Below are 12,927 nucleotides of genomic sequence, written 5' to 3'. Positions count from 1 at the left end.
CGCAAGCCATGCACAATTCAAGTACGGTCAGACGGGATTTTGAGGAGGTTGTCAGGACTGTTTCGTACTGCAATACTTTTCGGTATTTCTATACCTATAATGAAAGAGTATTGATTTCACTTTTGATGTCGATTCACTTTCCGAAAGGGTATCTAATGACGGACCCCAACCAATATAATCCACAAAACCCGCAGCAACCCCCGCAATACGGCGGCTACGGCTCCTACGGGCAGAATGATTACGGCCAGCAGGCACCGCAATACGACGCACCCGACTACGGCCAGCAGGCACCCCAGTATGGCTCACCGCAATACAGCGCACCGCAGTACAACAATGCCGCCGGCTACAACCAACAGCAGCCGCAGTACGGCGCGCCTCAGCCTCAGGGGACCAACGGTTTCTTCGCGCTGACCGCTCCGCTCGATCAGCCGGCATATAACTGCACCATCGGCGAGGCGTTCATCCGTTTCTGGAAGAAATACGCCACATTCAAGGGTCGCGCCTCCCGCGGCGAATTCTGGTGGTGGATTCTGTGCAACTGCATCATCATCGCGGTTCTGGACGCCATCATCGATGGCGACGCTGCCAACGGCATTCAAAGAACTGTCAACGCCATTTGGGGACTGGCAACGATTATTCCCTCCCTCGCACTTTCCGTTCGCCGCCTGCACGACATCAATAAGCCAGGTACCACACTGGTCATCCTCTATGTGGCTAACCTCATTGGCGCAACTGTCATTGGCGCAACTGTCATCGGCGTCTTTTTGATGGGTATCCGCTTTATCTCAGCAATGGATGGAGTTGGCAAATCAGATCTTGCCGGACTTTTACTGTTCCTTTTTGGCCTCGTCACCTTCCTGGCCACGTCGATCATATTCATCGTGCTCATGGCCAGGAAGACCGATCCGGCCGGCGTACGCTTCGACGACCCTGCAGCCGGCAACGGTTATACCCCAGTTCCGGCGGCACCGACCCCAACCCCTGCAGCCACAAACGCTCCGTACGGCACCCCGTATGGTTCCGACGGATCCGACGACCCTACCGTGGAAGGCAATATCCGTCACTGACGAACGTCGCGCACAACCCAATCACAACCACGTCACAGCAAAATATTATCTGCAACAATCAGTAATAAAAATCCCGGTACCGAAGTCGCAAGTGCCGGGATTTTTATATTGTCACGTCAATACCATCATTCGATATCGCGACGAGATTTCATATTCTAAATTTATTTTCAGAATATCTGTTTTGCAGTATTTTGATTATTCCGAATCGCGTTCTGAAGTGCCGCCTTCCGCATCTTCGGTTTTCGCAACGTCTGAAGCTTCGCTCGAATCAGACGAATCGTCCTTCGTCAATTTGAACTTTTCAGCAAGCGCCTCCTTGCTCTTACGCTCGTCCTCTTCCTTGGCTTCCCGTTCGGCCTTCTTCGGATCCCAGCGCAGGCAATCCGCATGATACGACCATTCCAAGCCCGCCTGCGGAATCATCATGTTTGCGGTTATAAGGAAAGTCCGCTCGCAGAAGGAATTGACCTCGACCGGAACGATTCCATCCATGTGGCGTATGGAATCGCGCATTTCAACCAGTTGCAGCAGGGCCGCATCACCCATGCAGGTCGGCGGAATGGCCATCTGCTCGCACAGCTCGTTGGCGTACAGCAATACCGGCAGCACACGTATGACCTGCTCGCCCAAATCGTCAATGCCGTCGCACATGAGATTCATCAGTCCGTCGCACACCGCAACAGATGCAAGGTAACGGCCGGTGAGCTGCAACGGATCAACTGTGGTGGCATAACAGAAGCTGACGTTCTTCGACGCCTCGCCGTCGAATTCGAATCCGGAGCTACCGCGAATGAGGTGAGTGACGCTTTTCATCACACTGCGGATGCTCTTTTCGACGTGGGCGTCGATGAAGATACCCAGAATGTCGGCCGCTTTGAAGAACAGGTCGGCATTGTTGGTTTCGGAATAATCGCGCATCACGTCGTACGCTTGATTGGCTTTCTTCAGGGCCTGCACCACTGCTGGATCGCAGCCCGGTATCTCATCCATTCCCTCATATACGGCTTCCGCCACGGATATGTCGACTTCATCCGGCAAGCGCAGCAACGCCCTTGCCATCATGCAGGAGAATCCTACCTGCAGATCTTCCATATACTTGGCGTCGTTCTCCATCTCCTGCGCGGTTTGCAGCGGCCACAACTCCACCACTTTGACGCAATATTCGATAGCCAACTGCGTATGAGGCATATTGTAGAGCGGGTAAAGCGCTTCGTTGTTGATCTTAAAAGGCATTCGTGCTCCTTTGCAGCCTCGACGTCCATATCTTCGCTAAGCCCATCAGGAGACCCAGCCCTTCAATAATGGCATGGAATCCCCTTCCTTTCAACAACCGACGCACGTTACCTGCCGCATATCAGCCACCACAACCATCCGCCGCGCGTTTCACGCATTATTTCACGCCGGCAGCGGGGTCGACATACGTGATCGACAAAACCTTTCGCGTATCGCAATCGTAGGTAATGGAAGTAATGGAGGCGAGCGCCGTGTGGCGTAGCAGCATATTATGTTCCGGGTGCCCAGTTTCCAGCATATGCCTGTAGCTCCAGATGGGCGATTCGTGGCTGACTACAATGATTTGCTCACCCGGATGCTCCCCCACTTTTTCAAGGGCGAACGCTTGCACACGATGCGCGATCGACTGGTAGCTTTCACCCCAGCTTGGCTTCCACAGGTTGCGCACCAGCTTCCAGTTACCGTTTTTCCAGAGCGCGCCTTCGCCGTAGCCGATGCGCGTGCCGCGGAATTCATTGCGCGCTTCGATGATGCGCTCGTCGGTGGTGAGTTCCAGCGGCTCCTCGCCACGGGTTTCACGCACTTCGTTGAGTGCGGTGAGGATTTCGCCGGCCGTTTCGCGCGTGCGTTCCAGCGGCGACGAGTAGATGGCGGAAACCGTGTTGAGTTGCGGACTGACGGCAATGTAATGCGCGGTCGCCTGCGCCATGCGCACGCCCACTTCCGACAGGTGAAATCCAGGCAGTCGTTCGTAGAGCAAATGCCCCGGATTTTCGACTTTGCCGTGACGTACGAAATGGATGGTTGTTGCGGGCATCCCTACCGCCTTTCCGCAAGATGCTGCCGGACTGCTGACGTTGACCGATGGAACGAAAATCCTGCAATCGCAAGCTTTAGAAGCGTTGCGTAACCATTTTGCAACAACCGTCTTTCGCCCGCCAAACATCTTTTCGCCCACCAAGTGAACGTGTGTTGAGTACTTACAAAATAGCCAATCGAATTATGTCTGCCAACCTCAATGTACCGCGTGTTGCGACAGTACCTCCGCATAAAGTTGTCTAAGTCAAGAAAATGACACACAACCAATCTCCACCCCCTATGCAACACGCCGAAGCGTCAATCGATTGACGTTCAAGCAAGGTTGAAGAGAGAGACTGGGACTGGAGAGAAAACAACAGAAAAACAATCAAGGCAGAACAAGGGTATATCAAGCGGTCTGCGGCAACGCAAAGCGGCGGATGCAAGCACCAACCGTGAGCAGAAAGGAGCGGCAAAACATGACCAATTCAGTCCTCGCCGGTGCCAAAAGCATCGGCCAACGTCTTTTCGGAGGGTATGCGGAGCTTCTTCGCATACCGCACACCGCCCGATTTTCGGTCGGTTCAGTAATCGCATGCATGCCGTTCCCGATGGTCGGCATGACAATCACGATTTCCGTGCAGCATTATTACGGCAATTACTCGCTGGCAGGCGCACTGACGGCCGTGCAGGCGATCGCGCTGGCCGTTGCAAGCCCAGTGCTTGGCAAGTTGGTTGATAAGTTCGGCCAGCGCCAGGTGTCGATTCCGACGATCATTGTGTGGATGATCGCAGCGACCGCACTGGTTTCCTGCATCACCGCGCGAGTGCCCTCATGGATTCTGTTCTGCATCGTGCCGTTCATGGCGGCGATTCCGCCGTGGGGCGCGATGAGCCGTCAGCGTTGGACGACGCTGCTTAAAGGCGATACGGAGAGAACGAACCGTGCGCTTTCGCTTTCCGGCGTGTTCGACGAATGCATGTGGGTGATCGGCAATCCGCTCGCCTCCACGCTGGCCGTGATTTCCGGCCTATTGGCGTTCTCGTTCACCGGCGTGTGCGTGGTGGTCGGCGCGCTCATGTTCCTCACTGAGCTTTCCACCGAGCCGAAATCGCAGACGCAGCTGGCTCGCGAAGCGGGCATGACCCGCAAGGAATACCGCGAGCGCGAAGCCGCCCGTTCCAAGGCGTTGCAGGCTGAAGCGGCAATCGAATACGCTCGCGATCGAGCACGTTCCGAAGGCAAAACGGCTGCGGAAGTGCAGGCCGCCATGGATCAGGCCGCCGCGGATGTGAATGCCGGGCGCAAGGAGTCGATTTGGGGGCCGGGACTGATTGCCGTGTGCGTGACATGGTTTGGCTTGGGTGCGTTCCAGTCGGCTGCCGGCATTTCGATCGTCGCGTTCGCTACGGAAGCGAATATGAAGCAGTACACGGGTTTCGTGTTCGCCTGTTTCTCGTTCAGTTCGCTGATTGGCGCACTCGTGTATGGTGCGAAGAATTGGACGATTCCGCTGTGGAAACGTTTCTACTTCTGCCTTGCCGTGGTCGATCTAGGCATCGGCTCGTTCATGTTCGCCAAACATCTGTGGGTGATCATGATCATCTACCTGTTCATCGGCGTGTGCCAAGCACCAACGTGGGTGAACGGCAACCAATTGATGCTGCACTTGGTGCCACCCACACGCTTCACCGAAGGCATGGCCTGGATGGGTGCGATGAACTCGATCGGCGGTTCCGTCGGTTCGGCGATTGCCGGCCAGTTCATCGACCGTATGGGATCACACGGTGGTTTCATTGTGGTGACGGCTTTGGCGCTCACCTCGCTGGCGATCGCCCTGTTCGGCTTCAAGCAGATCAAGGACTCCACTGAGCAGCCCATGCTCACCACCGTAAGCGTGTGACCTTTCGCGCTTAAAGCATGCAAAGCATATGAGAAGGCGGTGCCTCACACCTTTGTATAGGTGTGAGGCACCGCCTTTTCATATTCAGGACTGCCAGGACGTCTGCACAATTCGGAAATCGGGGCAAATTTCCGAGTTGTGCAGACAGATTTTCCGAATTCAAGACTACTTGGGCCAGCCGTTGGGAGTGTGCTCCAGCGACCATATACCAAGCTTGTGCGAGAAGCTGTTCTGCCACTTGGCTTCCAACTCCTCCGGAGTCAGGCGGTTGTCGGCTTTGCGCAGACGGTTCATGGCGTTGGTATGCGTATCGTCGAGCAGCCATTTGCGCGTCAGGAAGTTCCACACCATCACTACGGCGGTTGCGATGAGCTTGCCGACATTGGTACGGATCAGATATTCCGTGCTCTGTGACACGTATGCATCATGGTTCATGCCATACGTGGAGATCCAAATAATGGCGTCGTTCATGAACAGGCCGATCAGCGCGCCAATCACGAAAATAAGGATTTCCATCCAGCGGGCCATGTCGTCACGGTGCTTGAACACCAGTTTCATGCTGGCGACATAGTTGAAAATCAGGGAAATAACGAACGAGATGGTTGCGGCGAGCACGTTGTGCATGCGGAATACGCCGACGAGAAGATTCAGAATGCCCCAGTCGATAATGAAGGCGATTACGCCAACGAGGCCAAATTTCATAAGCTGTTCAATCAGTTTTCTCACAACGAATATTTAACACGCGCACGCAGACCACCTTGGAAGCCATTCAGACAAAGCCCAAAATTTCTCACGCAACCACCCCGACTGCGCCGTTCGACGCCTAGACTGGAGGTGAACCGCAAAGGCTGATTTCAACAATTCAAGGAGAGCATCATGCCAGTCATTCATACCCATGTTTCCGTGTCCACCACCGCCGAACAGCGCGAGGCGCTGAAGTCCGCATACGGCAAGGCGATCACCGCCGTTCCCGGCAAGTCCGAAGGCTGGCTGATGTGCCCATTTGAAGACAATATGCCGATTTATTTCGGCGGCGACGATTCCAAGCCAGCCGCATACGTCGAAGTGAACGTGTTCGGTCGTTCCGTGCCCGGTTCCACCTGGGAGAAGCTGACCGAGCAGATCATGGCCGCATTGGAGAAGGAACTGGGCATTCCAGCCGACCGCACGTACATCCGTTACACCGCCACCACCGACTGGGGCTGGAACGGCGGCAACTTCTGACGAAGTTACCATCGTTCCTTCGGGGTTCGCCCATATTGCGAACCTCTCACCTCACCTACGGGAAACACACCGTGTTTCCCGCCTCACGGTTCGGGGCGACAACTTCTGACGAAGTTACCACCGTTCCTGCGAGGTCATGGCGTTGCGACGTTCGCTAGAAACCGCCAAAATTAGGGTGCAAAAAGGGCGACCACCTACGTATATACGTAAGCGGCCGCCCTAAAACGTTGCAATCAGAACGCTACGACTCGTTTATCACACGATCTTCGGCATCGGCGTAGTCAGCGAAGTGGTGAGATTCACATGCACCAAACCGGCACCGGAATGCACCTCAACCTTCTTCAACGTAACCGTACGCTCCTCAGCCGGAGCAGAATCGTTGTCAGTCATCGTGGCCGGAGACTTCACCGCAACCAGCGCGAGCGAACCGAAGTCAACGTCGGCGCTGGCGCACAGGTCCATCGCCTTATTAAGCGATTCAGCAAAACCGTCCTTCAGAATCACACGGTCCGCCGGCACACCGTACGCGTTTTCGGCAACCCAACGCACGTTCTCCACCAGAGCCATACCCTTGCGGCTGTGCGGCGTGGCCGGCATGGAACCGTTCACCACCGCGTCAACAAACGCGTCAAGCTGCGGGGCGAGCGCATTGCCGCCGTCACGATACAGGTTGCCGATAATCGGTTCACGGAACTCCAGATCCTTGGCGGTCTGCTGCAAAGCCGGAATCTGATCGTCTTCGCCATCCCACAGGTTAATCAGCGGGAACGTAGGAATATCCAGACCTTCCAAGCGCTGCACATGGAACGGGTAACGCCAAGCGAGCGCCGGATCGTCACGCCAAGTGGAAGCACGAGTCACCACAATCGCAGCGGACGGCCACTGTGCGCCATACTCGCGGCAAGCAATGTCAAGCCACTTCTGAGCGCCCGCATCAGTACCGTAACCAGCCTCAACAATCACCACGTCGTGCAGAGCGCACGCCATTTCCACGGAAACCAGCGTCGGAATACCGATAGACACGTTCGCGAACGGACCGCCGTGCACATACACGGGAGAACCATTCACCGTTTCCGTCTTCGCCGGCTTCACCGCATCGGAAAGAATGCCGGTAATACGCCACAAATCAACGAATTCACCGAATGTAACGGCCTTACCGTCCTTCGTACCGGCAATCATCTTGGAAACACGATCGGCGATCTCATCCATGGAACGAGAGAGCACCACAATCTGCATGAGCTCGCAGGTCGGAGTGAGTACCACGCGCTCAGCCACGTCGCCCTTGCCACGGTCCACTGCGATCTGGCGCAGGGAACGGGACGGCACTTCGGAGACGCGCGGCACGAGAATGGTGTCCAGCTTGCCGTCGTCGATGGCCTTCTCAGCGAAGGAAACCAGCAGGTTCTGGGCCGCTTCGATAGCGCCCATTTCGCCGCACAGACCCCAGTCGATCAGCTCAGGGTGGGTCAGGGAAGCCTTGCCGCCGCCCGAAGCGCCACCCTTGGAACCGGCAGCGGTAATGCCCATGCTCGGCTGACGGAGCACTGCGGCCGCATCAATGCCACGCTCACGCAACGCGTCGATCAGCGCGATCGTGGTGGTGGTCTTGCCCTCGCCGCGAGACGCCTTCAGCGGAGTATCGGCGGTGACGAGCACGACCTTGCCATGCTTGCGTGGAGCATCCGGATCATTCTTCAAATAATCGAGATAGCCGAACGCATCAATCTTCTGCACCAAGCCGTACTGGCTGGTGAAATCCTCAATGCTGGTCACTGGGGTTCCTTTCTTCAAATTGGAATGCACGTCATTCTAACGATGTTGTATTGCGGAAAATAATTGGCTCCCGCAACGTGGTCACGAGAGCCGAATAGTGAGATTTTAGAAGTCCGACATGTGGAAGCCGTTCTTCATGTTCATGCTGGCGGTGTACAGCACGGAATCAAGAAGCTTGTCGGTTTCCTCCTTGAGCTGCGCGGCCATGGTCTCGTTGGCTGCGGCAAGGATTTCACGGGCTTCGCCGTTGCGCACGGCTTCGATGATTTCATCCGGTTCCATAGGCTGAACATCGCCGATTTCGTCTTCCGCATCGAATTCGTCGGTCACGTCACCCACCAAACGTTCGATCTGCTCGTCGGTAGAGGCAACCATGCGGTGGCCCATCGCGCCGGTCTTCTCCTGATAGCGTTCCACGGCGTTGGCGGTGTCGGCGAAGCTGGAATCGCACAGGGCCGCGATGATGCGGTTCTCCCAATAGAAGTTTTCGGACGTGACGCGCGTGGTGGTGTCTTCCAAATACTTCGGCGTGGAGTTGACGTTCGGGAAGAACGGCACGAGCGTGTTGAACGGATTGGAACCATAGGCGATCCACTGGATCGCACGGCTCACCTGCGGGCGGTACGGGCGGATCTGCATCACCGCAAGCTGGCTCTGACGGTTGATGCCGATCGGGCGGAACATGTGGCGGGTGCGCTGGTCGCCAAGCTTTCCATACGGATCGTACGGAGTGCCCTGATAGTGGGAGCTCAGCACATACTTCACATCTTCGATGGTGATTTTGCGTTCCGGCTGGCGAGCCCACGGAATATCGTCGGAAACCGGCTTGTGGTCGGCATCCTGACCATCCCACTGCTCGTCGTACGGGTTAAGGAAACGCTGCATGTACCAGGCACGCGGAGTGTTGTACACGTGGTCGGAATCGGAGTGGGAGCCGAACGCGTCACGCGGGTTGAACGGAGTGGAATTCTCCACCGACAGGTCAAGATGGTTGCGTTCGATGAACTCGGCCAGATCGGCGGAGCACATGTGGTCCTCCTGCTCGCCAAGCGCATCTTCAAGATCAAATTCGTCAATGCCCAGCTGGTTCGGCATGGTCACATACGCTTCGTCCGGCACACGCTTGGCGATCCAATGATGGCCGCCAACGGTTTCCAGCCACCAGATCTCGTCGACGTCGGAGAAAGCAACGCCGTTCATCTCATACGTGCCATACTCCTCAAGCAGAGCGCCCAAACGTTCCACACCCTCACGGGCGGTGGTGACGTACGGCAGCACGAGAGTAAGGAAATCCTCTTCGCCAATGCCACCGGCGACTTCCGGCTCATAGCCCTCTTCGCCTTCCTTGCCTTTGGCCGGCGTGAGTTCCACGAACGGATCGGCACCGAGCACACGCTCATTGGTGGTGAGCGTTTCGGTGGCGCTCATGGCAACGTTCGCTTCGTTCACGCCAGCTTCGCCCCAAATGCCTTCCTTCGGATCGGCATTCGGCACAGCCGTATACTGCAGCGGATTGTCAGGAAGATCGATTTCAACATGCGAAAGCACGCTCTTGTACTTGCGCGGCTGATCTTCAGGCTTGACTACGATGAAGCGCTTCGGGCAAAACTCACCATTTGCACTATCTTCATTACGGGCGATGATGGTCGATCCGTCATAACTTGCGTCTTTGCCAACCAAAATCGTGGTGCACGCCATAATTATTCAGCAATCCTTTCGATTATTGTCAATACGTTTTCGTCGGATATATTTCTGATTTCCGCATCTTTATATCGTTATATTGTTGCGGAAATCAAATTTCTGGCCTTACTTGAGATCCTCTTTCACAAATCAGGCTTTTCCAGTGAGGAAAATAGCGCCCTGATCAACGATTGTACCGGAAGTACGCAGCGCACGTTCCATTTCGTTGAGCCAGAATCCCTGATTGAGGCCGGCGAGCGGAGCCGTGGTACCCCACACATGCAGATAGTAGTCATGATCCTGATCTGGCGGATATGGACCGTTGTAACGCATCGTCACTGCGGGATCACTGCTGCGGCCCTGCAGCAACGGCGAGGCGGCGGACGTGCGTCCCTGAACCGTTTCAGGAATCATCGCGGAAACCGTGCGCGAGAAATCAGCCGGAATCGCGAGCGCGTGAGAATCGTTGAAATCGTACATCAGCGCATCCACGGGCAGGTTCGCGAGGGACCAATGATTCCACTGGAAACCGCATACCGGAATTGAATCCGGATCAACGAATTCCCAATGCAGGAACTGCACTGCAGGATCAAGCGCATCAATGTAGAAGGGGAAGGAAACAATCGGCGTACCGTCGATGCAGTTCTCAGGCGGCGCCGCCTTGGCAAACGCGTCGGGAATGACGGTGAAATCTGCGGAAATCTTCATGCACCCAGTATCCCTCAAGCGTCTGACTCATACAAGGTTTCAATTGACGGCATAACGAAACATAACGAAACGACCCCTGCGGCGAGCCTGTGGGGCACGCGGGCAGGGGTCGGTCCGGGAAACAGGGCCTATCAGACCTCACATCGCTTGAAAAACAAGGCGTTACAGGCGATAGGCACAGCTAGTACGGCTCAGTTGGCCGGGTGGTAGAAGTCGCCGTTAAGGGCGGCTTCGGCACGGGCCTGAGCCTCTTCGAAGGTGACTTCGGCAAGGGAGGCACGCACGTCGTCGAGTGCCACCGGAGTCATGGACAGGGAGTTCACGCCAAGACCGGCCAGCACTACGGCCAAGTCCGGATCGGCAGCGGCCTCGCCGCACACGCCCACCGGCATGCCCTTGGCGTTGCCCGCGTCGCAGATCATCTTGATGGCACGCAGCACCGCCGGATGCCAGGCGGTCTGATAGTTGGCAACGGAACCGAGCGTACGGTCGGCGGCCAGCGTGTACTGGGTCAGATCGTTGGTGCCGATCGACACGAAGTCGGCCACGTCGGCCACCTTATCGGCCATAAGCGCGATCGACGGCACTTCAGCCATCGCACCCACGAACTTCAGACCGAAGCTCTTGCCAAGCTTCACGAAATAGTCAGCCTCATGCTGGTCGGCAACCATCGGGGCCATGACCCACAGGTTCGCGTCGGTGGCGGCATCGGCTGCGGCGAGCGCCTTGAGCTGGCCTTCGAGCACGTCCATGTGGGCGCGCAGGGTGCGCAGACCGCGCAGGCCGAGAGCCGGATTCGGCTCGTCTTCCGGAGTGAGGAACGGCAGCGGCTTGTCAGCGCCGGCATCGAGCATACGAATCACGACCTTCTTGCCCGGGAACTGGCTCAACAGCTCGGTGTAAGCGCGGGTCTGCTCTTCGACGGTCGGCGGCTCGGAGTTGCCGATGAACAGGAATTCAGTACGGAACAGACCAACGCCTTCAGCGCCATATTCCAGCGCCTTAGCTGCGTCGGCCGGCTTGCCCACGTTGGCGAGCAGCGGAATGAGGTGGCCGTCCTTGGTGGAGCCCGGATTGCCGCGCAGTTCCTTGGCTGCGGCCGCGCGGGACTTGGCGGCTTCGGCTGCGGCGATCTCCTCTTCGGTCGGGTCAACGACAAGTTCACCCTTGGCCGCGTTCACGACCACGGTAGTGCCGTCGGTCAGGGTTTCGGCTTCAGCTGCGGAAACAACCGCCACAATGCCACGAGCGCGCGCCAGAATAGCGGTGTGCGAGGTCGGGCCGCCCTGCGAGGTGACGATGGCGAGGGTCTTGCTCATGTCGAGCGCCGCGGTATCAGCGGGGGAAAGATCTTCGGCGACGAGCACGAACGGGGTTTCGCTCTGCGGCAAGCCCGGAGCGGGAGCGCCCATAAGGTCGGCGATCACGCGCTGTCCGACATCGTGCAGATCGGCGGCACGCTCAGCCTGATAGCCACCGATGGCACGGAACATGTCTTCCACTGCGGCGAAGCCTTCGAGCACCGCACGTTCGGCGGTCTTACCCTGCTGAATCAGACCCTTGATGGATTCAGCCAGCGACGGATCGGAAGCGAACATGGAGATGGCCTGCAGAATCGGAGCGGCCTGCTTGGCACCTTCGTCACCATTGGCGGCCTCTTCGGCACGACGGTTCAGGTCGGCGTTCACCAGTGCGAGGGACTTTTCAACGCGGGCGATTTCGCTTTCGGCAGCAATGCCTTCCGCACGCGGAGCGTCCGACGGTTCCGGCAGTGGCTGCGCCATACGGATGACCGGGCCGACTGCAACACCGCGACCAATGCCAACACCTTTGATAATCATGTGAACTCCTTTGACCTGTTTCCTTGTTTTGTTGTTTGCCCGCGAAAGGAACGCGAACCGAACGTTTGTTGTTGTGATTTCCGCGCTTGCTTTGCGCGTCGAGTTACTGCATGATTCCCACCGTCTTTGCCGGTAAATCATTTTCAGCCTGCACACAGTATACACACTTTAAGCCGCAACACACAACCGGTAAACGTTTTCTGCGTTTCGTGAAAAAGGTGCTATAGTAATTATTAGCGGCGCACCGAGGCATTTCGCTCGGCAAGCAGCACGACTTTCAAATAACACAACCAAAAATCAACACACGACTCAAAGGAGTGTCCATCATGGCAACCCGCACCACCGTCATCAACGATCCCGTCGGCATCCACGCCCGTCCGGCCGCACAGTTCACCCAGGCCGTCACCGCCTCCGGCTGCACCGTCACCATCGCCAAGGAAGGCGGCAACCCGGTTCCGGCTAACTCCATCCTGTCCGTCATGGGCCTGGGCATCAAGCAGGGCGATTCCGTGGTCATCGACGTGCAGGGCGCCGATGACGAAACCGTGGCAGACAACCTGCTGAACATCCTCGTCAACGCCGAGTGATCTTCCTTTTGCTGAAGATTTCAGAATTTCGCACGATATTCAACAATCTTCAGTTATTGCATCGCAATTATGAAATCGCAATGCAACATGCATGATTGCGATACTTGCTTCC

At 56.7% G+C, this 12,927-nt stretch carries 11 protein-coding genes; 4 read left to right on the top strand and 7 right to left on the bottom strand.

The window, feature by feature from the left end; genetic code table 11:
- Positions 1-155: 155 nt before the first annotated feature.
- Positions 156-1,067 (top strand): DUF805 domain-containing protein, encoded by a 912-nt coding sequence (locus BBKW_RS00910; RefSeq protein WP_051920336.1) that lies wholly within the window; start codon positions 156-158, stop codon positions 1,065-1,067.
- Positions 1,068-1,262: 195 nt separating this feature from the next.
- Here BBKW_RS00910 and BBKW_RS00905 read toward each other — a convergent pair whose 3' ends face one another.
- Together BBKW_RS00905 and BBKW_RS00900 are read right to left on the bottom strand one after the other, a co-directional pair.
- Entirely contained in the window at positions 1,263-2,300 is a 1,038-nt protein-coding gene (locus tag BBKW_RS00905; protein ID WP_033500696.1) for a hypothetical protein, read from the bottom strand.
- Positions 2,301-2,457: 157 nt separating this feature from the next.
- Positions 2,458-3,117, bottom strand: a complete 660-nt coding sequence (locus BBKW_RS00900; protein WP_033500695.1) for a histidine phosphatase family protein — start codon at positions 3,115-3,117, stop codon at positions 2,458-2,460.
- A gap of 460 nt (positions 3,118-3,577) precedes the next feature.
- Between BBKW_RS00900 and BBKW_RS00895 the strand changes: the two genes are divergently transcribed.
- Positions 3,578-5,002, top strand: coding sequence for an MFS transporter (locus BBKW_RS00895; RefSeq protein WP_033500694.1), 1,425 nt, complete (start codon positions 3,578-3,580; stop codon positions 5,000-5,002).
- Positions 5,003-5,167: 165 nt separating this feature from the next.
- Here the strand turns inward: BBKW_RS00895 and BBKW_RS00890 are convergent, their stop codons facing one another.
- Positions 5,168-5,704 carry a GtrA family protein gene (locus BBKW_RS00890; protein WP_033500693.1) on the bottom strand — a complete coding sequence of 179 codons (537 nt, stop codon included), beginning with the start codon at positions 5,702-5,704 and terminating at the stop codon, positions 5,168-5,170.
- A gap of 174 nt (positions 5,705-5,878) precedes the next feature.
- On the opposite strand from BBKW_RS00890, the gene BBKW_RS00885 reads away from it, so the two are divergent.
- Entirely contained in the window at positions 5,879-6,226 is a 348-nt protein-coding gene (locus BBKW_RS00885) for a phenylpyruvate tautomerase MIF-related protein (protein WP_033500692.1), read from the top strand.
- A 255-nt stretch (positions 6,227-6,481) separates the two neighbouring features.
- On the opposite strand, the gene BBKW_RS00880 is transcribed toward BBKW_RS00885, so the two are convergent.
- From BBKW_RS00880 to ptsP, 4 genes are all read right to left on the bottom strand, one after another.
- Positions 6,482-7,999, bottom strand: a complete 1,518-nt coding sequence (locus BBKW_RS00880) for a formate--tetrahydrofolate ligase (protein WP_033500691.1) — start codon at positions 7,997-7,999, stop codon at positions 6,482-6,484.
- Positions 8,000-8,104: 105 nt separating this feature from the next.
- A complete protein-coding gene (locus tag BBKW_RS00875) occupies positions 8,105-9,697 on the bottom strand; it encodes a C69 family dipeptidase (protein WP_033500690.1) in 1,593 nt (530 codons plus the stop codon).
- 132 nt (positions 9,698-9,829) lie between these two features.
- On the bottom strand, positions 9,830-10,387 hold the full coding sequence (locus tag BBKW_RS00870) for a YbhB/YbcL family Raf kinase inhibitor-like protein (protein WP_004220257.1): 558 nt from the start codon (positions 10,385-10,387) through the stop codon (positions 9,830-9,832).
- Between the two features lie 191 nt (positions 10,388-10,578).
- The gene (ptsP, locus tag BBKW_RS00865) at positions 10,579-12,228 is read right to left on the bottom strand and encodes a phosphoenolpyruvate--protein phosphotransferase (protein ID WP_033500689.1); all 1,650 of its coding nucleotides are present in this window, start codon (positions 12,226-12,228) and stop codon (positions 10,579-10,581) included.
- Positions 12,229-12,554: 326 nt separating this feature from the next.
- Here ptsP and BBKW_RS00860 point away from each other — a divergent pair, with 326 nt between their 5' ends.
- A complete protein-coding gene (locus BBKW_RS00860) occupies positions 12,555-12,815 on the top strand; it encodes an HPr family phosphocarrier protein (RefSeq protein ID WP_003836316.1) in 261 nt (86 codons plus the stop codon).
- The last annotated feature ends 112 nt before the right edge of the window (positions 12,816-12,927 follow it).

Origin of the sequence: Bifidobacterium catenulatum subsp. kashiwanohense JCM 15439 = DSM 21854 (genome assembly GCF_001042615.1) — a bacterium.
GTDB lineage: Bacteria > Actinomycetota > Actinomycetes > Actinomycetales > Bifidobacteriaceae > Bifidobacterium > Bifidobacterium catenulatum.
This window is presented reverse-complemented; position numbering and strand designations above follow the sequence as displayed.

Bases quoted from the DNA above. Each gene is read 5' to 3' on its own strand.
- BBKW_RS00895 (WP_033500694.1), top strand. From the start codon at position 3,578: ATGACCAATTCAGTCCTCGCCGGTGCCAAAAGCATCGGCCAACGTCTT.
- BBKW_RS00900 (WP_033500695.1), bottom strand. From the start codon at position 3,117: ATGCCCGCAACAACCATCCATTTCGTACGTCACGGCAAAGTCGAAAAT.
- ptsP (WP_033500689.1), bottom strand. From the start codon at position 12,228: ATGATTATCAAAGGTGTTGGCATTGGTCGCGGTGTTGCAGTCGGCCCG.
- BBKW_RS00875 (WP_033500690.1), bottom strand. From the start codon at position 9,697: ATGGCGTGCACCACGATTTTGGTTGGCAAAGACGCAAGTTATGACGGA.
- BBKW_RS00910 (WP_051920336.1), top strand. From the start codon at position 156: ATGACGGACCCCAACCAATATAATCCACAAAACCCGCAGCAACCCCCG.
- BBKW_RS00885 (WP_033500692.1), top strand. From the start codon at position 5,879: ATGCCAGTCATTCATACCCATGTTTCCGTGTCCACCACCGCCGAACAG.
- BBKW_RS00890 (WP_033500693.1), bottom strand. From the start codon at position 5,704: ATGAAATTTGGCCTCGTTGGCGTAATCGCCTTCATTATCGACTGGGGC.
- BBKW_RS00860 (WP_003836316.1), top strand. From the start codon at position 12,555: ATGGCAACCCGCACCACCGTCATCAACGATCCCGTCGGCATCCACGCC.
- BBKW_RS00905 (WP_033500696.1), bottom strand. From the start codon at position 2,300: ATGCCTTTTAAGATCAACAACGAAGCGCTTTACCCGCTCTACAATATG.
- BBKW_RS00870 (WP_004220257.1), bottom strand. From the start codon at position 10,387: ATGAAGATTTCCGCAGATTTCACCGTCATTCCCGACGCGTTTGCCAAG.